Here is a 19139-nt window from a genome sequence, read left to right on the forward strand (position 1 = left end):
GGCCCCGTCACCCACGGCGGCGCCTGCGGGCCAGCCCGCACCGCCCCCGGCCGCGACGCCGACTCCGGCCGCCGTGCCCGGGCCGATCGCCACCGGCGCGGTCACGCCCATCGCGACACCGTCGGCCCGGCCATTGCCCGAAACCGCCGCGCCGCCATCCTCCGGCATCCCCGGCTGGCTATGGGCGCTGGTCGGCGCCGGCGCGACGGCTTTGGCATTCGGCGGGATCTGGGCGCTGCAGCGCCGGCGCCGGACCACGGAAATCGCCGGGGAGCGATATGAAGCTCCTGCCGCGGCGCCCGCTCCGGTGCCTGCTGTCCCGGCGCGTCCGGTGAAGCCGCCACCCGGCATCGCGCCGCCGCCGGCGGCCTCGAGCGAGCCGTTCGAGATCCTGCTCCAGCCCGGCCGGATCGAAGTCACCGAGCGCGACGTGCTGCTCGATTTCGAGCTGCTGGTCGGCAACACCCAGTCCTCCGCCGCCGAGAATATCCGCGTGCTGATGGCGATGATGAGCGCCAATCCCGAACAGGACCGCAACATCGCCGGCTATCACGCCAATCCGCTCGCCGATTCGGCCGGCACGCCGTTCGATCTCGCCGCGGGTGCGGGCGGACGGATGCCGGTGCGCCTCGCGCTCCCGCGGGAAATGATCCACGTGGTTCAGGTGCATGGCCGGCCGATGTTCGTGCCGATGGTGATGGTCGAGCTCAAATGGCGTGCGGGGATCAGCATCCGCCGCTTCGGTGCCGACTTCATGATCGGGACACCGGGGCAGGGGGGCAAGCTCGGCCCGATCTGGCTCGATCGCAACCAGCAGGCGAGCCAGCTGACCGCGATGCGCTATTTCCCGCGTCAGGCCGTGGCGGCCTGACCCGCGCCCGGCTCAGTGCCGGAGCTTGTGGATCTGATGCACGGCGAAGGCGATCACGCCGCCGATCGCGAGCCCGAGCACCCCTGAAGCCATCGCAGTGACCAGCCAGCCGGCGAAGCCGCCCAGCGCGCCGCCGGCATGCGCCACCGCTTCGGCGGCATGGTGGATCGTTCCGGCAGGCTCGTGCATCCCGAGAACCTCGAGTCCATGGACCAGGATGCCGCCGCCGACCCAGATCATCGCCGCGGTGCCGACGATCGACAGGGTCTGCATCAGCACCGGCATGCCGCGCACCAGTCCGCGGCCCAACGCGCGCGTCGCCGCGGCCCGGCGCTGGGCGAGGTGCAGCCCGATATCGTCCATCTTCACGATCAGCCCGACCACGCCATAGACCATCACGGTGATGCCGATCCCGACCAGCGCCAGCACCACGCCCTGGGTCAGAATCGGCTCGTGCGAGACGTCGGCCAGCGCGATCGCCATGATCTCCGCCGACAGGATCAGATCGGTGCGGATCGCGCCGCTGACCTTGGACGCCTCGAGATGCGCCGCCTCCATCACCGTCTCCTCGACCTCGGCATGGCCGCCTACGCCGAGCGCCTCGAGCACCTTCTCGGCGCCTTCGAAGCACAGAAAGGCGCCGCCCAGCATCAGCAGCGGCGTGATCGCCCACGGCGCGAACGCGCTGAGGATCAATGCGGCGGGAAGCAGGATCAGCAATTTGTTGCGCAGCGACCCCATTGCGATCTTCGCGATGATCGGCAGCTCGCGCTCGGGGGCGAGGCCGACGACGTAGCGCGGGGTCACCGCGGTATCGTCGACCACCACGCCGATCGCCTTGCTCCCCGCTTTGCCCGCAGCCGCGCCGACATCGTCGAGCGATGCCGCGGCGAGCTTGGTGATCCCGGCGACGTCGTCGAGCAAAGCTACCAGTCCGGAGGGCATGGATGTTCCTGTCAGGCGGGGAGGGGACGAATCGGAACGTTCGTCATCCCCGGATGCTCCGCGCGGGGCAAGAGGCGGAGATGGCGGAAGCCGGCCGGCGAGGTTGATTTGCCCCGGAGGCGACTGCGCCTCGACGAAAAAGGGCGGCCCCGAAGGACCGCCCTTTCTGTCTCTGCCGTGAAGCAGAAGCCGGATCCCCGCCTGCGCGGGGATGAGACCTTCGCGCCTCAGGCGCGCAGGCTCACTTGACCTCGACGGTCGCGCCGGCTTCTTCGAGCTGCTTCTTGATCTTCTCGGCTTCGTCCTTGTTGACGCCTTCCTTGACGGCCTTGGGAGCCGACTCGACCAGCGTCTTGGCTTCGGTCAGACCGAGGCCGGTAATCGCGCGGACTTCCTTGATGACGTTGATCTTCTTGCCACCGTCGCCGGTGAGGATCACGTCGAACTCGGTCTTCTCTTCGGCAGCCGGAGCTGCGCCGGCGCCGCCGCCAGCGGCAGGAGCCGCAACCGCAGCAGCGGCCGAGACGCCCCACTTCTCTTCGAGAAGCTTCGAGAGCTCGGCGGCTTCGAGAACGGTCAGCTCGGAGAGCTGGTCGACGAGTGCGTTAAGGTCAGCCATGATAAACTCCAATCAAATCAGATAGGTTAGGGAATAGTCTAGGGAAGGTCCGCTTACGCGGCTTCCTTCTCCGCATATGCCGAAAGAACACGCGCGATCTGCGCGGCCGGTGCTTGGGTGATCGTCGCGATCTTGGTCGCGGGAGCCACGATGAGCCCCACGAGCTTCGCACGAAGTTCATCCAGCGACGGCAGCGTCGCGAGCGCCTTCACGCCCTCTGCGTCGAGCAGCTGCGCGCCCATTGCTCCGCCGACGATTTCGAGCTTGTCGTTCGTCTTGGCGAATTCCACCGCGATCTTGGCCGCAGCCACGGGATCGGCGGAGGTGGCGAGCGCCGTCGGACCCGTGAGCAGGTCCGCGATCACCGAATAATCGGTGCCCTCGGCGGCAATTTTGGCGAGCTTGTTCTTCGAGACCTTATAGCTCGCGCCGGCTGCGCGCATCTTGTTGCGGAGGTCCGTCGATTGCTTGACGGTCATCCCGAGATTGCGGGTGACAACCACCACGCCGACCTCGTTGAAGGTGCGATTCAGCTCGGCGACGGCATCAGCCTTCTGGGAACGATCCATGCCGGTCTCCTCGTTGTGAAACACCCTTGCGGGAGTTTCGGTTACAAATTGTCCGAGGGGCACGATCGTCGCGGCCAGAGAATCCCTGGCGTGACCCGAACGCCCGCGATGCGGACCGCCCGGTGAAAAATCTGTCCCCGTCTTGGCGAGAGATTAAGACCGGCAAATCCCGGTCACTCGCTGTCTCGGACGGAACGCAGGCGAGGCAAGCCTCATCTGCGAAGGCGCGCACATAGCGAAACGGGCGACAGAGTCAACCGGTCAGTCCGGCTTGTCGGGAGAGCGGAAGAGCCCGCGTGCGATGAACCCGACGAGACCGATCGCGGCGACTGCGGTGCTGCCAACCAGCGTGGCGAGAATTTCGCTGGGCAAGGCGAATCCGCCAACCCTGAAGCCGGCGATCAGGACCATCGCTCCTACCGCGAGCGAATATAGTTCGAGGTAGAGCAGGATGCGTCCGGCATAGGTCTTGCGCATCCTCCGGTCGGCCTTGACGTTCTTGATGCGCGACCGCGCGAGATCGTTTTCCAGCTGCGCCCGTTCGGCGGCCACGCGCTCCGCGACGTCGATCGGGTCCGGACGGCGCACGTCCTCGACCAGCGCGATGCCGGTGTCGATATCGTCGAGCGCTATTTCAGGCCGTTCCGGTGGCGAGTTCGACAAAATGACCTCTTATCATCTCAGCCGGAATTTCCCGGAACTTGCCCGAACCATCCTGATAGACCGTCGTCCACGGCGTTCCGCGCTTGTGGGTAAGGGCGGAAAGCTGGAATGCGTGATATTTGGCATAGTCGCGATAGACGCGATCGATCACCGCCTGCTCGCCGGGCGAGAGTTCGGCGCGCGCGTCCTGCTCGCTGGCGTCCTCGAAGCATCCGGGGACATAGTCATCATATTTGATGTCCTTGGTCACCGCATCGCTGCCGTAATGCCGCAAGGCGCGGCGAAGCTCCTTGTAAACCGGCCCATAGTCCCACGCTTCGGGCGAATCGTAGGTTAGCGGCTGCCCGTTGATCGCCAGATTCCAGCCATGGGCGATGTAGACCAACTTTTGCAGCTGCATCTGCGTCAACGCCCGCTTCTCGGCGCGGGCGCGGCGGATAAATTCATTGGCAATAGCAGGTGACCAGTCGGCCATGGCGGACGATCTCCTTTCCGTCGTCGGGAGCCTATATAGGAACTCGGTTCGGAACGGAAACGGAACTGTAAGCGGGCGGGAGGGAGAAGTCTCAACTAGCCGGGATAGCCGCCCACTTCACCCTCGTCGTCGATCACCCGCCCCTTGCCGCTGCGCACCTCGGCGACGATCCGCCGGTCGACCGCATCGCGATCCCATGGCCGCGCGCCGGCTTCGGCGAGCACCCAGGCCTCGACTTCGCGCGCCGGCCGCGGCTCGAACCCCGCGGGCCAGAACGGCGCGCGGGGCAGAGGGATGACCTTGGGCGTGCGGTTCGAGATTATGCCGAGCGCGGCCATCTTCCGTCCGTCGGCATGCCGATGGCGATTGTCCCGCGCGTAGAGTTCGAGATCGCCCTGGCCCTCGACGATCAGGAAAGGGAGGTCGGCCCGCGTCGATGCCCCGCCGCGCACGACATTGCCGATGATCGCCAGCTGCCCGACCGTCCATGCACGTCCGACCCATTCCTCTTCGTTCAGCGCATAATGCATGCAGCGATTGCCGGGATCGTAGATCAGATTGTTGGTGGTGAGCGCGTGCGCGCCGCCCTTGAACAGCTGATTGCGCTCGTAATTATGCGCATAGAGATTGCCCGCGATCAGCACTTCGGTGACGTTGTCGTGGATCAGCGAGCCCTTCGAATGCTCGCCCTTGGCGTGGCTCGAATGCGACAGTCCCTCGGCGACGATGTTGCGCGTGAAGCTGATCCGCCGCGAAGTATGCTGCCGCCATGCCTCGACCGTCTCGCCGCCGGCGAAGCGCGGACCCGATGCCGACAAATTCTCGTCGGTCGCCCATGCGAAGGAGCAATGGTCGACGATCACGTCGTGCGCGGCGCTGGTCGAAAGCCCGTCGACTTCCCAACCGCTTCTGGCAGGCGCTCCATCGGCCCCCGCGCGCACCCGGATATGCCGGATCACCACGTCGTGCGTCGAAACCGAGATACCGCCCCGGATCAGCGTGATCCCGGGCGAAGGCGCGCTCGTTCCGTCGATCGTGACGAAGGGCTCGCGGATCGACAGGCTGTTGCGGGCGAGGTCGATCACCCCCGCCACTTCGAACAAGATCTGGCGCGGCCCTCTCACCGCCAGCGCGGCGCGGAGCGTGCCCGGGCCTTCGGAGGCGAGGCTGGTGACGCGCAACAGGCGGCCGCCGTCGCCGCCTTTCGTCTTCGTCCAGCCATTGGCCGGCGACGATACCGACGTCTGCCGGGCGAGCGAAGGCGCGTGCCCGACGGCGATCGCCGCGCCCAGAAATCCACGCCGATCCAGCCGCAAATCCGCCCTCCCGCTGGCGCCCAGCCGGTCATGCTTAACGAAAGGCCAAGCTGTACCCGGGCGGAACACTCCAAAAACCATGCTAGCCAGAGGGCGTTTCGCCAGCAATATCATCGCGCATGACGATACGAATCATGCTCTTGGCTCTCTTCGCCTCGCTACTGACGCCTTCGGTCGCCGCGGCCGCCAGCGCATCGAAGGTTCCGATCGTCCTTGCGATCCTGACTCCCGACAGCCCGCTCGAGGAAGGCGAATATCTCTGGGAGCCCGAGCGTGCCCCGGCGGGCAAGATCGAGATCGTCGCCGATGTCGCGCGCGATACGCTCTACGTCTATCGCGCCGGAGTGGAGATCGGCCGCACCATCCTGATCTACGGCGTGGACGAGAAGCCGACGCCGCTGGGAACCTTCCCGATCCTTCAGAAGAAGAAGGATCACATCTCGAACCTGTATCATGCGCCGATGCCCTATATGCAGCGGCTGACCTGGGACGGCGTCGCGCTCCACGGCAGCGGCGACACGGTCGACAATCGTTACGCCACCCATGGCTGTATCGGCCTTCCCGACGAATTCGCCGCCTTGCTGTTCCGGGCGACCAAACTCGGCGACCGGGTGACGGTCACGCGGAACTGGCTGCCGCAATTCTACGGCGCCTGAGGCGGCTCTTCGTCAGAAGATCGGCTTGCGCAGCAACCGTTCGCGCAAATCCTGCATCGCGATGCCCTGCGCGGCGGCGACCCGGTCGGATGCGCCGAGCACGGCGCCGAGATGCTCGAGGATCTGGCTGGCGCGATCGAGATTCTGGAGCAGGCGCATATGGCGCTGGAGCATCACCGGATCCTCGACCAGTTCCTCGCCCAGCGCGTCGATCAGCCGCTGGACGTGGATGACCTCCTCGGCGACGCGCCGCTCGAGTTCGGCGGCATCGAGCGTCCCGGCCGCCGGGTGTTCGGCGGGCAGCACCGCGCCTGCGCGAACCGCGGTCTGGATCGCGTCGACGCGCGCCTGGCCCTGCTGACCGGCAAAGGTGGCGGGGCGCTTGCCCGTCACCCATTCGTCCACGGTGGCGGCGATCGCGTCGAAACGCACCCCGCAGCGCCCCGCCTCGCGCCACACCACGGTTGCGCCCACGACTATCTCGGCGCGCGACAGCGTCAACGAGACGCCCGGATCGGGTAGCGCCGCGCCGTCGAGCATCGCGCCGGTTTCGGAAAGATTGCGGATGCGCACCGGCGCGCGGGTGCCGCCGCATTCGATCGTCGCGGACAGCATCAGATTCTTGCGCTGCGGGCGCGGCTGTACGGCCGCCGCGCGCTGCGGGCCGTCAGAGTCCGAGCTGGTCATGGGACGCATTCATCGCGCGTCGGATAGGATCATTGTCGGGCGAGCGCTATTACGGAAATTCCACGCCTCACGCGCAAATCGGGCGAAATCATGCGGATATGAAGAAGGGGCCGGAATCGCTCCCGGCCCCTTCGAACATTACGGTCCGGCAGATCAGGCGGTGGCGACTTCGGCCACGTCGACCTTGACGCCCGGGCCCATCGACGAGCTCAGTGCGACTTTGCGCACATACTTGCCCTTGGCGCCGGCCGGCTTGGCCTTGATCACCGCGTCGACCAGCGCGTCGAAGTTCGCGCGCAGATCCTCGGCCGGGAACGACGCCTTGCCGATGCCCGAATGGACGATGCCGGCCTTCTCGACGCGATACTCGACCTGACCGCCCTTGGCGGCCTTCACCGCTTCGCCGACGTTCATCGTCACGGTGCCGAGCTTCGGGTTCGGCATCAGGCCCTTGGGACCGAGCACCTTGCCGAGGCGACCGACCAGACCCATCATGTCGGGGGTCGCGATGCAGCGATCGAAGTCGATCTTGCCGCCCTGGATGGCTTCCATCAGGTCCTCGGCACCGACCACGTCGGCGCCCGCCGCCGTGGCTTCCTCGGCCTTGGCGCCGCGGGCGAACACGCCGACGCGGACGTCCTTGCCGGTGCCCTTGGGCAGGGTGACGACGCCGCGGACCATCTGGTCGGCGTGGCGCGGATCGACGCCGAGGTTGAGCGCGACTTCGACGGTCTCGTCGAACTTGCTGGTCGCGTTCGCCTTGACGATTCCGATCGCTTCATCGACGCCGTGCAGCTTCTCGCTGTCGACGGTCCAGTTCTTCTGCTTCTTGGTCAGCTTTGCCATGGTGTCAGCCCTCCACAACCTGGAGGCCCATCGCGCGTGCGGAGCCTTCAATGATCTTCGTTGCCGCCTCGATGTCGTTGGCGTTCAAATCCTTCATCTTCGCTTCGGCAACCGCCTGCACGGCCGAGCGCTTGATGGTTCCCGCGGACACCTTGCCCGGCTCCTTCGAGCCCGACTTCAGGTTGGCGGCCTTCTTGAGCAGATAGGTCGCGGGCGGGGTCTTGGTCTCGAACGAGAACGAACGGTCCGCATAGACGGTGATGACGGTGGGAAGGGGGGTGCCCTTCTCGGTGTCGCCGGTCTGGGCGTTGAACGCCTTGCAGAATTCCATGATGTTGACGCCGCGCTGACCCAGCGCAGGGCCGATCGGCGGAGACGGATTTGCGGCGCCGGCGGGCACCTGCAGCTTGATATAGCCGGTAATCTTCTTTGCCATGTCACTCTCTTTCGCAGGACCTGGAAGGCCCCGATCAAGTTTAGCGGTTCAGACGGACGCCGAGGCATCCTCCCGCAGGGTTTCCGTAGCTGGTGCTGTGGAAGCGCGCGCCGATAGCGCAAAAGCCGCGCCGGCGCAAACGCATTTGCGCGTCGCGCGGGCGCTCAGCGCTCCGGGCGGTAGCGCAGGCCTTCGACGATCGCGGCAAAGGCGGGGGTCGGCTGCCGCCGGCTCGGATAATAGAGATGATAGCCGGGGAAGGGCGGCGACCATTCTGCCAGCACCACCTCCAGCGCACCGCTGTCGAGATGCGCCTGGACCAAAGATTGCGGCACATAGCAGATGCCGAAGCCGTCGAGCGTCGCTTCGAGGATCGGCAAGAGCGAGGAGAAGGTCAGCTGCCCCTCGACCCGCACGCGCAGCTCGCGACCGTCGCGCTCGAACTCCCACGCATAGAGGCCGCCATAGGTCGGCAGCCGCAGGTTGATGCAATCGTGCCCGGTCAGTTCCTCGAGCGTCCGGGGCCGGCCGCGGGCGGCGAAATAGGTGGGCGAGGCGACCGCGAGCATCCGCGCATCGGGGCCGATCGGCACGGCGATCATGTCCTTGGCGACGATCTCGCCGAACCGCACCCCGGCGTCGAAGCGCTCGGCGACGATGTCGGTCAGCGTGTAATCGGTGGCGATCTCGACATGCACGTCGGGATATTCGCGGAGTATCGGGCGGAGCCTGGGCCACAACACCGTCGCCATCGAATGCTCGTCGGCGCTGATCCGGACGGTGCCCGCCGGCTTGTCGCGCAGCGCGCTCAGCCCCGCGACTTCGGCCTCGATCTCGTCGAAACGCGGCCCCAGTGCGTGGAGCATTCGCTCGCCGGCCTCGGTCGGCGTCACGCTGCGCGTCGTCCGGTTGAGCAGCCGCAGCCCCAGCCGCTCCTCGAGCGCACGCATGCTGTGACTGAGCGCCGAGGGCGTCACGCCCAGCTGCGCCGCCGCGCGGGTGAAGCTGCGTTCGCGCGCGACGCTGATAAAGGCGGACAGCTCCGCCAGATGCTGCCGATTCATTGCTGAATTGTATTCACAACTGCATGCAGATCATAGCCGCTAATCGCGCTGTGGGTCGCGTCCTATTTGCGCTTGGCGCACTCCATCTCAGAAACGGACAATCCAGATGACCATCAATGCCTATGGTGCCTATGCCGCCGACAAGCCGCTCGAGCCGATCGCGATCGAGCGCCGCGCGCCCGGCGCGCACGACGTCCAGATCGACATCGCGTTTTGCGGGGTCTGCCATTCGGATCTGCATCAGGTCCGCTCCGAATGGGGCGGGACGATCTACCCTTGCGTTCCCGGGCACGAGATCGTCGGGCGGGTGAGTGCGGTCGGCGGCGACGTGACGAAGTTTGCGGTGGGCGATCTCGTCGGGGTGGGCTGCATGGTCGACAGCTGCCAGCATTGCGCGTCGTGCGACGAGGGCCTCGAGCAATATTGCGAGAACGGCTTCACCGGGACCTATAATTTCCCGACTCCCGACGCGCCCGGCCACACGCTGGGCGGCTATTCGGAACGGATCGTCGTCGACGACAAGTTCGTGCTCAAGGTGTCGCACGCCGAGGACCAGCTCGCCGCGGTCGCGCCCTTGCTGTGCGCAGGAATCACCACCTGGTCGCCGCTGCGCCACTGGAACGTCGGACCGGGCAAGAAGGTCGGGATCGTCGGCATCGGCGGGCTGGGACATATGGGTGTGAAGCTCGCCCATGCGCTGGGCGCGCAGGTCGTCGCCTTCACCACTTCGGAGGGCAAGCGCGCGGACGCGAAGGCGCTCGGCGCGGACGAGGTCGTGGTCTCGCGCAATCCCGACGAAATGGCGGCGCACGCCAACAGCTTCGACTTCATCCTCGACACGGTCGCGGCGAGCCATGATCTCGATGCGTTCACGGCCTTGCTCAAGCGCGACGGCACGCTGACCCTGGTCGGGGTTCCCGAGCATGCCCACCCGTCGCCCGACGTGTCGGCGCTGATCTTCCGCCGCAGGGTGATCGCCGGATCGCTGATCGGCGGCATCGCCGAGACGCAGGAGATGCTCGATTTCTGCGCCGAGCACGGCATCGTCTCGGACATCGAGATGATCCGCATCCAGCAGATCGACGAGGCGTACGAGCGCATGCAGCGCAGCGACGTGAAATATCGCTTCGTGATCGACAATGCGACGCTCGCCGGCTGAGGCGAACTGATTCCGTTCCATCGTCACCCCGGCCTCGTGCCGGGGTCCACCGCACCGCGAGCGAGGGCGTCGATCCTCTTTGGCATCCCCAGCCGCCTGGTGGACCCCGGAACAAGTCCGGGGTGACGGCGGGCGTGGGACGGGGCGTGATCGGCTCGAATCACAGCGGTTTCAAATATTGCCATGTTATCCCACATAATGTAGCTCTTCATCGAGGCGGCGGGTCGCCGCTCTTTGTGACACTGCCCAGGTGCAGGCGCTCGAGAGGAGAGTTTGATGAGGTCCCAGAGTTCGACTCGCGTGATGACGAGCGCCGCCGCGCTGGCCTGGGCGCTGGCTTTTTCCGTCCCCGGTTTCGCGCAGGCGCAGGATGCGCCCCCCGCCGAGACCGACGCCGCGGCGCAGGACGAGGCCTCCGAGATCGTCGTCACCGGCATCCGCCAGAGCCTTGCCGACGCGCAGAGCGTCAAGCGCAACTCGGCGCAGGTGGTCGACGCGATTTCGGCCGAGGATATCGGCAAATTTCCCGACAAGAATATTGGCGAGGCGCTCCAGCGGGTGACTGGCGTGCAGATCACCCGCGCCGCCGGCGAGGGGCAGGGCGTCTCGATCCGCGGCGCCGATCCGTCGCTCAACCGCGTCGAGATCAATGGCCAGACCGCCTTGTCGACGGTGGTGGGCAGCTCGCGCGCGGTCGAGTTCCGCGACCTGCCGGTCGAGTTCGTCTCGCGCGTCGAAGTGGTGAAGTCGGCCACCGCCGACATGACCGAAGGCGGCCTCGGCGGCACGGTGCGCGTCATCACCCGCCGTCCGTTCGACAGCAACAAACCGTTCATCGCCGGATCGGTGCAGGGGATCTACGGCACGCTTGCCGACAAGGTCGATCCCAAGCTCGCCTTGATCGCCAGCACCTTGTTCAACAACGACACGATGGGGATCCTCGTCTCGGCGACCTACGAGAATCGCAGCCTGTGGTACGATCAGATGCGCACCACCGGCTGGCGCCAGATCGATCGCGACCCGGCGACCGCGGGCGTCCAGCCGCTCGATCTCAACGGCGACGGCAGCGGCGACTTCTATCCCGACATCCCGCGCCCGGTGATCAACCGCGAATCGACCAAGCGCGGCGCGATCAGCGGCGTCTTCGAATGGCGCCCCAACAGCGATTTCCGCGCGTTCCTCGAAGGCACCTACACGCGTTCGAAGATGACGCTCGACAGCCAATTCCTCCAGCTCAACACGGTGCAGAATGTCGCAAACGGCGGAGTCGACCCGACGCGCACCACGATCGGGCCCGACGATACCGCAACCAGCGTCACCTTCATCGGGTCGCTCGCCGCGCCGAACGGGCTTGCGGTCAGCTATCGCAACATCCTCGGCACGCAGAACCGCAACACCTTCAACAGCCAGGCCGGGTTCGACTGGACGATGGGCCGGCTGACGCTGCAGGCGCGTGCGGGCTATGCCAGGTCGAAGGCGTACAACAACGAGATCAACGCCACCGCGGCCGCGCTCGGCATCTCGTCGCTGACGATCGATTACGACAACGACCAGCAGGCGCCGAACATCACGCTGCCGCTCGACCAGACCACGTCGCAAGGCCTCAACCAGCTGATCGTGCTGCGCCGCCCGCGCTACAACGACCAAGAGGAGTTCGACGGCAGGCTCGATGCCGAGTTCAAGCCCGATGGCGGCTTCTTCACGTCGCTCAAGGCGGGCATCCAGAAGCGCGTGCTGACCGCGGACAGCCGCTATTTCGACCGCTCTCTGACATTGAACGGCTATAACGGCCAGACGATCACCAACACCTATGGCACCGGGGTGAGCTCGAACGTCACTTTGTCGACCGTGCCGTCCGCACAGCTCACCCAGCAGATCCGCGACCTCGTCGCGGCCAATGCGACGCTCGGCGATCACGACTTCTTCGGCAATGCCGATCTCGGCTATGACGGCGGCATACGGCGCTGGCTCAATCTCGGCATGGACGTGGCCGATGCGGTCGGCATCCCCGATCCGTTCGTCAATCCGGTGCCGCTCGACACATGGGAAGTGAAGGACGACAATTTCGCCGGCTATGGCCAGGCGGCGTTCGCCATCGAGGGCGGGGTGCGGATCACCGGCGTCGCCGGGCTCCGCGTGGTCGACACGCGGACCACGTCGGACGGGTTCCAGGTCCGCGCCGGCACGGTGACGCCGGTGTCGTTCGAGGGCCATTACACCGAGTTCCTGCCCTCGCTGAACCTCAAGGCCGAATTGATCCCCGGCAAGCTCCAGCTGCGCGCCACCGCGACCGAAGTGCTGGCGCGCCCTTCGCCCGCGCAGCTGGCGCCGCGCTTCGCGCTCGACGCGGTCGGGCTCACCGGCTCGCGCGGCAATCCGGGACTCGAGCCCTATCGCGCGCGGCAATATGATCTGGGGATCGAATTCTATCCCAATCGCACCGGCTATCTCTCGGCGACCTATTTCCGCAAGGAGATCGGCTCGTTCATCCAGAACGGCAGCGAGGCCTATGTCGAGCCGACCACCGGGGTGACCTATACCGTCACCGTCCCGGTCAACGGCAGCAGCAAGGTGACGATCAACGGCGCCGAGGTCGGCGGCCAATATGTCCTCGATTTCCTGCCCGGCGCGCTCGGCAATCTCGGCGTGATCGCGAACTATACCTATTCGAAGGATTCGGGGTACGCCGATCGCGACGTCTTCACCGGCGGCGCGCTGTCTTTCCCCGGCCTGTCGCGGCACAGCTACAATCTGTCGGGCTTTTACGAGGATAGCGTGTTCAACGCGCGGGTCTCGTACAATTGGCGGTCCAAATATCTGATCACCTCGCGCGGGCGCGGCAACAATCCCGAATTCGGCGAAGCCTATGGCCAGTGGGACGCCTCGGCGGGGGTCAATCTCAACCAGAATGTGTCGCTGTTCTTCGAAGGCGTGAACCTGACCAACGCGGTGCGCGCCGAGAATGCCAACAGCATCTATCGGCGGACGATCATCGAAAGCTTCGGCCGCCGCTTCTATGCCGGGGTGCGTGCGCGGTTCTGAGCGGATGAAGGCGCTGGCGGCGCTCTCGCTCGCCGTGGCGGCGCCCGCCGCCGCGGCGCAGACCGCGAGCCCCGAGGCGCTGTGGCGCAGCTTCCTCGCGCCGCCCGACGATGCGCGGCCGATGCTGCGCTGGTGGTGGTTCGGCCCTGCGGTCACCACCGGCGAGATCGATCGCGAGATCCGGGCGATGAAAGCGGGCGGGTTCGGAGGGTTCGAAGTGCAGCCGGTCTATCCGCTGTCGCCCGACAGCGACCGGCTGCGCAATCTGCCCTATCTCTCCGACCCGTTCATCGCGGCGCTGCGCCACGCCGCGCGGACCGGCCGCGCCGAGGGCATGCGCGTCGACGTGACCGGCGGCAGCGGCTGGCCGTTCGGCGGGCCGCACATCCCGATCGATCAGGCCGCGGCGAGCATCCGGATGGTCCGCGTGCCGTTGCCCGCCGGCGCGGGCGAATTGATGCCGCCGGCGATCGGCCCCGGCGAGACGCTGGTGCGGGCCACTTTGGGCGCGACGGCGTTGCCGATCGGCGACGACGCGATTTCGGTGCGGCCGTCAGGCCAGCCGCGCGAGGCTCTGTTCTTCGTCGCCGGCCGCACCGGGCAGCAGGTCAAGCGCGCGGCATTGGGCGCGGAGGGCTATGTCCTCGATCATATCGACCCGGCGGCGGTGGCGAACCATCTCCAGACCGCCGGCAACCGCCTGCTCGAGGCGTTCGCCGGCGGCCCGCCGCCCGACGCGTTCTTCTCCGACAGCCTCGAAGCCTATGGATCGAGCTGGACCGGCGATTTGCCGGCCGAGTTCCAGCGGCGGCGCGGCTACGACCTAATGGCGCATCTGCCGGCATTGTTCCTCGATACGCCCGAAAGCGCAGCGGTGCGGTTCGACTGGGCGCGCACGCTGTCCGAGCTGGTCGACGAACGCTATCTCGCTCCGATCGACGCCTGGGCGCGCAAACATGGCACGCAGTTCCGCGCGCAAGTCTACGGCTTCCCGCCCCCGACCTTGTCGAGCAATGCATTGGTCGCGCTGCCCGAGGGGGAGGGCGCCGACTGGCGCAGCTTCACCTCGACTCGCTGGGCGACTTCGGCGGCGCATCTCTACGGCAAGCCGCTGGTCTCGTCGGAGGTATGGACCTGGCTGCATTCGCCATCCTGGGCCGCGACGCCGCTCGACATGAAAGTCGAGGCCGATCGCCATTTCCTGCAGGGCGTGACCCAGCTGATCGGCCATGGCTGGCCCTATAGTCCGCCCGAAGCCGGCGAGCCCGGCTGGGCTTTCTATGCCGCGGCAGCCCTCAACGACCATAATCCGTGGTATGGCGTGATGCCAGACGTCACGCGCTATCTGCAGCGCGCGTCGTTCCTGCTGCGTCAGGGAGAGGCTGCGAACAGCGTCGCGATCTATCTGCCGATCGAGGATGCCTTTGCCGCGATGCGCCCCGAAGCAGCCTCGGTGAACGAGGCGATGCATCGGCGGGTGCCGGATGCGCTGATCGGGCAGGTGCTCGACGCCGGCTACGGCCTGGATTTCGTCGACGCCAGCGCGCTGGCGACGCAGGGCGTCCGGCACAAGGCGCTGGTGCTGCCCCGGATGGAGCGGATCGACGCGGCCGCCTATGCGGCGATCGCGGCGTGGGTCGAAGCGGGCGGCCGGGTGATCTCGGTCGGCGGTCTGCCTTCGAACGCCGGCGGGCTGCGCGACGGCGAGGCACGCGCGAAGGTGCAGGCACTCTCCCGACGACTGCGAAGTGCGCGAAGCACGGCAATCGTGGAGGAGGGCGAGATCGGGCGCGCGCTCGCCGCTGCGGTTCCGCCGGATCTCCGGCTGGCGGCTCCAACCCCGGCGCTCGGCTTCGTCCATCGCCGGCTGGCCGAGGGCGACCTCTATTTCATCGTCAATACCGGCAACACGCCGCTGCACACCGCGGCGCATTTTCTTGATGACCGCGGCAACGGCAGCTGGTGGGACGCATTGCGCGGCCGCCAATGGCCGGCTGGATCGGGCGAGATCGCGATCGATCTGGCGCCCTATGAATCGCGGTTCCTGCTGTTCGCCGGCGCGCCTCGGCAGGCCGCGCCGCAGACCGCCGCGCCGGTGCCGGTCGCAGACGGCCGCTGGACGCTTTCGATCGCCGATCGCCCGGCGCGCGCGCTGCCGGCCTTCGCATCCTGGACCAGCGATCCCGTCACGCGCTATTTCTCCGGCACCGCGGTCTATCGCGGCACGTTCGACCTCGCTGCGTCGCGCGCGCGCCAATGCCTCGCGCTTGATTTCGGCACGCCGACCCCGCGCGATCCTTCGCGGTCCGAAGCCCGGCCGTTCGCCGCGTTGAATGCGCCGGTGCGCGATGCGGCGAGGGTGTGGGTGAACGGTGCACCTGCGGGCAGCGTCTGGGCCCCGCCGTACCGGCTCGGCCTGCCCGGCAAGCTGCGCGCGGGACGCAATGTCATCGAGATCCGCGTGTCGAACACCGCGGTCAACCGGCTGGCGGGGCGACCTCGCGCCGATTATCGGCTGCTGCACGCGCGGTTCGGCGAGCGGTTCACGCCGCAGGATCAGGACAAGATCGCGGCTCTGCCTTCGGGTCTCCTCGCGGCTCCGCGGCTCGTGTCCGGGAGCTGCGACTAGTCAAGCCGCGTCGTGCTTGTCCCGCCGCCTCTTGCCGAACAGCATGCCGCGCTCGAGCCGCGTGCACAGCGCGGCGTAATATGCGCGGAGGAAGGCCAGTTCGTCGTCCTCGCCGCCGACCCAGCCGATCCGCGCGCGGATCGTGCGCGCGACGATGATCATCGCGAGCTCGTCCTGGCGGCGCAGCACCTCCTCGAGCTTCTGGAGTTCGAACTCGCCATAAGCGGCGAGCTGCTGATCGGTGAACGCATAGCGATCGGGCGGTGCGTCCGCGCCGAGCACGCTGGCGCCGAGCCGCCGCCGCGGCAGCCGGATGACGAGTGTGCCGGCGATCAGATCGCCGACCCGCAAATGGTCGCGGTTGAACAACGGAAATAGCAGGAAGCCGCCGCTCCACAGCAATCCCAGACCCGACAATGCGAAGTCCGCGAGCCCCTGACTGCTCTGATAGGCGAGGAACGAAAGCGGCAGGAAGAATTCGAGCTCGCGCATCGCGTTGCGCGCGATGACCGCATGCCCGGAAAGCCGTCGCCCATCGCGCGCGACGACGCGCAGCTTCATCACGCGCTTGCCGATCGTCGCCGAGCGCGTGCCGAGCTCGAAGGCAGTGAAATAGAAATTGCGCAGCAGGAAGAAGCCGACCAGCCAGATCGCCGCCAGCGCTTGCAGTGCGACCTTCCCGCCGCTGCTGGCGACGCCGATGAAGAGGAAGATCGTGACGAGCGTCAAGACGAGCAGCAGGCCGGCGATGATCAGCAAGTCGAGGATGAAGGCGCCGGCGCGTTCGCCGACACCGCCGAGTCGCAGGCCGAGATCGACCCCTTCGGGGGTGACGAATTCGCGAATGTCGCTCTTCGCGGCGACCGCGACGGCGGCTTTGGCGCGGCGCTCAGCCATCGGTGCTCTCGCGCAGCGGCAGGAAATAGAAATAGAGCAACCAGCCGAACAGCGCCACGCCGCCGATCGCGGCGCGCGCGACATCGCTCTGCACGACCTGGCGGCCGACGCCTTCGAGCAGCCCGGCGACGCCCAGCATCACCACCACGCCGAGCATCGCGATCGCCGCAGTGCGTCCCGCCTTGACCGCGGCGTCGCCGCGCGAGGCTCGGCCGGGAAAGGCGACGGCCATGCCGATGTGGAGCCCCGCCGCGCCGGCGAGCGCGATCGCGAACAATTCGGTGGTGCCGTGGATCGAAAGCCAGGCGGTGAGCTGCAGTCCGAGACCCTTGGAGACGTAGATCGCGAGAAACGCCCCGAGGATGCAGCCATTGTAGAGCAGCAGCAGCACCGTCGGCACGCCGAACGCGAAGCCCAGTGCGAAGCACATCAGCGAGACCTGCGCATTGTGGGTGAACAGCATCGCCGCGAAGATCGCGAGCGCGCCTTCCGAATGATAGAGCACCGCGCGGAGTTCCTCCGCCGAGGCATTGGGGCCGCGCCCGCCGGCGAGGTCGGCGGGGACGATCGCGTGGAACCAGGCCGGATCGCGGACAACCATCAGATAGGCGGCGAGCGCGCCGACCATCGTCAGCAGCACCGCGATCAGGGTCTCGCGCCCGATCGCGCGGATCGCCTCGGGCCATGCCTGCCCGAAAAAGCCGCGTATCCGCCGCCACAATGTCGGCTGGACTCCGTAGAGAATGAAATAAGCGCGGGTGGCGAGCGATTCGAGGTAACCGACCAGATCGGCGTCGAGCGAGGTCTCGCGCGCGACCGACAGCGAAGACAAGGTGGCGCGATACAGCACGGGCAGCTCGAACAGATCCTCGTCGCTCAGCGACGGCGCGCGGCCGCGCTCGATCCGGTCGATCAGCGTCTCGAGCCGTTCCCAGTCCTGCTGACGCGACGCGCGGAAACGGCCGCTGCTCGGGTCCGACGCGCTCACAGCAAATTCCTCCGCTTGAAGTCGAGATACTGCCGCACGAGCGCCGGGCCGACGGCGTCGTGCGCCGCCTCGAGTACATGAATGCCGAGATGGCGCAGCCGCGAGACGACGATCCGGCGCTCGCGGAGCATCGCCGCGGCGGCGCACGCGCGCGACACGTCGTCGATCGCGCGCGGCTCGGCCGCGGCGATCACTTCGAGCTCGGCGTCTTCGAGGACGACGAACAGCACGAGATGCCGCTTCATCAGATTGGCCGCGGCGCGGATCATCAGTTCGGCACCGGCCTGGTCGGTGAATTCGGTGAACACGACGACCAGCGAGCGCCGCGTCAGGTCGCCCGCCAGCGTGGCGAGCGCGAGCGTGAAATTGGTCTCGGCGGTGCTGTAGTCGAGTTCGCCGGCGAGCCGCTGCATCAGCGGAAAGGCGCGCGTGCCCGAAACCGTGCCCGAAGCGATGCGCGGCTTCGAATCGAAGCCGAACAGGCCGACCCGGTCGCCGAGCTTGAGCGCCGAATATGCGGCGAGCAGGGCGGCGGTGATCGCGCGGTCGATCCGCGGCAGCCCGGCGACCGGCTCGCACATCGCGCGGCCGGCATCGATCGCGAACACGATCTGATTGTTGCGCTCGATCCGGTTCTCGCGGGCGAGCAGCTTCAGGTGGCGCGCGCTGTGGTTCCAGTCGATCGCGCGGCGTTCCATTCCGGACTGCCATTCGGCCAGCGCATCGAATTCGCTGCCTTCGCCGCGATCGACCCGCGCCATCTCGCCGATCTGGGCGTCGCGCAGCAGCATCGCCGCCGCGTTGCGCACCGGGCGGATGTCGGGCGTGATCACCACGTTGCGGGTGATCGTCTCCACCCGCTGGCGCCAGACCAGCCCCAGCGGCCCGGTCCAGCGGAGCCAGAGCTGGCGCAGGCCGTCGGTCCCGCGCCGGATCGCAGTGAAGGCGAGGAGGGCGCTCGCCTCGTCAGGCCCGAGGCGGACGCGATCGTCGGCGCGCGGGATGAGGCGCGGCCCGGTGGCGATCGCGAATTCGAGAGCCGGCCGCACGCTGCCGCTGCGATCGACATCGATCTCGACGACCAGGGGCGCCCCGACTTCGACGCTGCCCGGGAATTGCAGATTGAAATCGGGCGCGGAGCTGGTGAACAATGCATCGAGGCCGATGAGCGTCAGCGCGAGCGGCACCCAGACCAGCCCGACGAACCACAAATGCGGCAGGAGGACGCCGAGCAGCAACGCCAGCGGCGCACCGGCCGCCAGCAGAATCACGCTTCG

The 19139-nt window shown here is 67.2% G+C and carries 18 protein-coding genes and 1 pseudogene; 5 read left to right on the plus strand and 14 right to left on the minus strand.

What is annotated here, in order from left to right; all coding sequences use genetic code 11:
* A pseudogene (locus Q9Q95_RS19125) lies at positions 1-258 on the minus strand (hypothetical protein); the annotation flags it as partial.
* A gap of 73 nt (positions 259-331) precedes the next feature.
* Here Q9Q95_RS19125 and Q9Q95_RS19130 point away from each other — a divergent pair.
* Positions 332-871 carry a hypothetical protein gene (locus Q9Q95_RS19130; protein WP_306098757.1) on the plus strand — a complete coding sequence of 180 codons (540 nt, stop codon included), beginning with the start codon at positions 332-334 and terminating at the stop codon, positions 869-871.
* Positions 872-883: 12 nt separating this feature from the next.
* On the opposite strand, the gene Q9Q95_RS19135 is transcribed toward Q9Q95_RS19130, so the two are convergent.
* From Q9Q95_RS19135 to Q9Q95_RS19160, 6 genes are all read right to left on the minus strand, one after another.
* Positions 884-1816: a DUF808 domain-containing protein gene (locus tag Q9Q95_RS19135; protein WP_306098758.1), complete on the minus strand. Its 933-nt coding sequence runs from the start codon at positions 1814-1816 to the stop codon at positions 884-886.
* 241 nt (positions 1817-2057) lie between these two features.
* On the minus strand, positions 2058-2435 hold the full coding sequence (rplL, locus tag Q9Q95_RS19140; protein ID WP_306098759.1) for a 50S ribosomal protein L7/L12: 378 nt from the start codon (positions 2433-2435) through the stop codon (positions 2058-2060).
* Positions 2436-2488: 53 nt separating this feature from the next.
* Positions 2489-3004 carry a 50S ribosomal protein L10 gene (gene rplJ, locus Q9Q95_RS19145; RefSeq protein ID WP_306098881.1) on the minus strand — a complete coding sequence of 172 codons (516 nt, stop codon included), beginning with the start codon at positions 3002-3004 and terminating at the stop codon, positions 2489-2491.
* A 261-nt stretch (positions 3005-3265) separates the two neighbouring features.
* Positions 3266-3667, minus strand: coding sequence for a hypothetical protein (locus Q9Q95_RS19150; protein WP_306098760.1), 402 nt, complete (start codon positions 3665-3667; stop codon positions 3266-3268).
* Complete coding sequence (locus tag Q9Q95_RS19155) at positions 3639-4142, minus strand: Panacea domain-containing protein (RefSeq protein ID WP_306098761.1); 504 nt, start codon at positions 4140-4142, stop codon at positions 3639-3641. Before Q9Q95_RS19155 ends, Q9Q95_RS19150 begins: the two co-directional genes overlap by 29 nt.
* 95 nt (positions 4143-4237) lie before the next feature.
* Positions 4238-5458 (minus strand): polysaccharide lyase family 1 protein, encoded by a 1221-nt coding sequence (locus Q9Q95_RS19160; RefSeq protein WP_306098762.1) that lies wholly within the window; start codon positions 5456-5458, stop codon positions 4238-4240.
* A gap of 134 nt (positions 5459-5592) precedes the next feature.
* Here Q9Q95_RS19160 and Q9Q95_RS19165 point away from each other — a divergent pair, with 134 nt between their 5' ends.
* Positions 5593-6114 (plus strand): L,D-transpeptidase family protein, encoded by a 522-nt coding sequence (locus Q9Q95_RS19165; protein WP_306098763.1) that lies wholly within the window; start codon positions 5593-5595, stop codon positions 6112-6114.
* 12 nt (positions 6115-6126) lie between these two features.
* Here the strand turns inward: Q9Q95_RS19165 and Q9Q95_RS19170 are convergent, their stop codons facing one another.
* From Q9Q95_RS19170 to Q9Q95_RS19185, 4 genes are all read right to left on the minus strand, one after another.
* Positions 6127-6801 carry a PilZ domain-containing protein gene (locus tag Q9Q95_RS19170; RefSeq protein ID WP_306098764.1) on the minus strand — a complete coding sequence of 225 codons (675 nt, stop codon included), beginning with the start codon at positions 6799-6801 and terminating at the stop codon, positions 6127-6129.
* A gap of 153 nt (positions 6802-6954) precedes the next feature.
* Positions 6955-7647, minus strand: coding sequence for a 50S ribosomal protein L1 (gene rplA, locus Q9Q95_RS19175; protein ID WP_306098765.1), 693 nt, complete (start codon positions 7645-7647; stop codon positions 6955-6957).
* Between the two features lie 4 nt (positions 7648-7651).
* A complete protein-coding gene (gene rplK / locus Q9Q95_RS19180; RefSeq protein WP_265543141.1) occupies positions 7652-8083 on the minus strand; it encodes a 50S ribosomal protein L11 in 432 nt (143 codons plus the stop codon).
* A gap of 164 nt (positions 8084-8247) precedes the next feature.
* Positions 8248-9147 (minus strand): LysR family transcriptional regulator, encoded by a 900-nt coding sequence (locus Q9Q95_RS19185; RefSeq protein WP_306098766.1) that lies wholly within the window; start codon positions 9145-9147, stop codon positions 8248-8250.
* Positions 9148-9253: 106 nt separating this feature from the next.
* On the opposite strand from Q9Q95_RS19185, the gene Q9Q95_RS19190 reads away from it, so the two are divergent.
* The 3 genes from Q9Q95_RS19190 to Q9Q95_RS19200 all read left to right on the plus strand — a co-directional run bounded on the left by Q9Q95_RS19190 (position 9254) and on the right by Q9Q95_RS19200 (position 15977).
* On the plus strand, positions 9254-10306 hold the full coding sequence (locus Q9Q95_RS19190) for an NAD(P)-dependent alcohol dehydrogenase (RefSeq protein ID WP_306098767.1): 1053 nt from the start codon (positions 9254-9256) through the stop codon (positions 10304-10306).
* A gap of 276 nt (positions 10307-10582) precedes the next feature.
* Positions 10583-13348, plus strand: a complete 2766-nt coding sequence (locus tag Q9Q95_RS19195; RefSeq protein ID WP_306098768.1) for a TonB-dependent receptor — start codon at positions 10583-10585, stop codon at positions 13346-13348.
* Positions 13335-15977: a glycosyl hydrolase gene (locus Q9Q95_RS19200; protein ID WP_306098769.1), complete on the plus strand. Its 2643-nt coding sequence runs from the start codon at positions 13335-13337 to the stop codon at positions 15975-15977. Before Q9Q95_RS19195 ends, Q9Q95_RS19200 begins: the two co-directional genes overlap by 14 nt.
* Here Q9Q95_RS19200 and Q9Q95_RS19205 read toward each other — a convergent pair whose 3' ends face one another.
* From Q9Q95_RS19205 to Q9Q95_RS19215, 3 genes are read right to left on the minus strand one after another with little or no spacing between them, the layout of a single operon-like run.
* Entirely contained in the window at positions 15978-16874 is an 897-nt protein-coding gene (locus Q9Q95_RS19205) for an RDD family protein (RefSeq protein ID WP_306098770.1), read from the minus strand.
* Positions 16867-17862 (minus strand): stage II sporulation protein M, encoded by a 996-nt coding sequence (locus Q9Q95_RS19210; RefSeq protein WP_306098771.1) that lies wholly within the window; start codon positions 17860-17862, stop codon positions 16867-16869. Before Q9Q95_RS19210 ends, Q9Q95_RS19205 begins: the two co-directional genes overlap by 8 nt.
* Complete coding sequence (locus tag Q9Q95_RS19215; protein ID WP_306098772.1) at positions 17859-19133, minus strand: DUF58 domain-containing protein; 1275 nt, start codon at positions 19131-19133, stop codon at positions 17859-17861. The genes Q9Q95_RS19210 and Q9Q95_RS19215 overlap by 4 nt, the downstream gene beginning before the upstream one ends.
* Positions 19134-19139 lie beyond the last annotated feature (6 nt).

It is taken from the genome of Sphingomonas sp. DG1-23 (assembly GCF_030730875.1).
Taxonomy (GTDB): Bacteria; Pseudomonadota; Alphaproteobacteria; order Sphingomonadales; family Sphingomonadaceae; genus Sphingomonas.